This window comes from Streptomyces calidiresistens (assembly GCF_014141525.1).
GTDB lineage: Bacteria > Actinomycetota > Actinomycetes > Streptomycetales > Streptomycetaceae > Streptomyces > Streptomyces calidiresistens.
Window position 1 is genome coordinate 1 of record NZ_VKHS01001120.1, and the last position, 1,331, is coordinate 1,331.

Below are 1,331 nucleotides of genomic sequence, written 5' to 3' on the forward strand. Positions count from 1 at the left end.
GCTGCGGGGGGTGCGGGGGGTGCTCACGGGCCGACCCCCAGCGCGCCGGAGACCCGGGCGGTGTCGAGGGCCACCGCGAGGGCGCCGCGGACCTCGGCCGCCGCGCCGAGGGCGGCGGCGGCCACGCCGGGCGGGCCGGAGGCGCTGGGCATGGTCCGTTGTTCCAGGACGGCGCGCATCGGGTCCAGGAGCAGGTCACCGGCCTCCGCGAGCCGCCCGCCCACCACGATGATCCCGGGGTCGATGAGGTTGCAGATGTTGGCGGCGGCCACCCCGAGGTGGCGCCCGGTGTCGGCGAGCACGCGGCGGCAGCCGGGGTCGCCCTCCACCGCCCGGCCGATGAGGTCCCCGAGGGTGAGGTTGCCGTGGCTGCCGGCCAGCATGCCGAGGAGGGCCGGCGCGCCGACGAAGGTCTCCAGGCAACCGCGGTTGCCGCAGCGGCAGATCGGGCCGCGCTCGTCGATCGTCACGTGCCCTATCTCGCCGGCGCCCCCGGCGCGGCCGTGGACGAGTTGGCCGCCGAGGACGATGCCCCCGCCCACCCCGTGCGAGACCCGCAGGTAGACCACGGGGTCGTGGCCGACGGCGGCGCCGAAGCGGGTCTCGGCGAGGGCGCCGAGGTTGGCGTCGTTCTCGACGACGACCGGCACGTCCAGCTCCTCGCCGAGGAGTTCGGGCAGGGGCATCCCGTCCCAGCCGCGCATCATGCCGACGGTGGTGATGCCGCCGGTGCGGCGGTCCACGGGGGCGGGGATGCACACGCCCATCGCGAGGAGTTCCTCGGGGCCGGCGTCGACCGATTCCACCATCTCCGTGACCAGGAGCGCGGCGCGGCGCAGGCCGACGTCGGCGCGGTGGTCGGGGGCGAGCGGCATCCGCTGGTCGGCGAGGACCCGCAGGGAGGCGTCGGCCAGGGCGACGCGCAGGGAGCGGTTGCCGAAGTGCACGCCGGCGACCAGGCCCAGGTTGCGGGCGAGGCTCACCTGCAGGGCACGCCGGCCGCTGCGGGTGGAGGGGGAGGTGTGCAGGACCCCGGCGGCGGTCAGCTCCTTGACGATGTTGGACACCGTGGCCGGGGACAGGCCGGTGACACCGGCCAGCTCGATCTGCGTGAGGGCCCCACGCCGCTGGACGGCCGCCACGATCCGGGCTCGGTTGGCCTCACGCAGTGAAGTCTGCGAACCCGGTGTCACCCGGTCAGTGCGCACGGCGGTCAGGATACCCCCCGGTCCCGTCGGCTCCCGGAGGCGAACCGCGATGAAGCCCGATGAAGGCCGACGAACCGTGACGAAACCCGACGAAAGCCGGCGGTTGCCCGACCCCCTCCCCGC

At 75.7% G+C, this 1,331-nt stretch carries 1 protein-coding gene; it reads right to left on the reverse strand.

The features are described from left to right. Positions 1 to 23: 23 nt before the first annotated feature. Entirely contained in the window at positions 24 to 1,208 is a 1,185-nt protein-coding gene (locus FOE67_RS25835) for an ROK family transcriptional regulator (protein ID WP_323385532.1), read from the reverse strand. Positions 1,209 to 1,331: the final 123 nt, after the last annotated feature.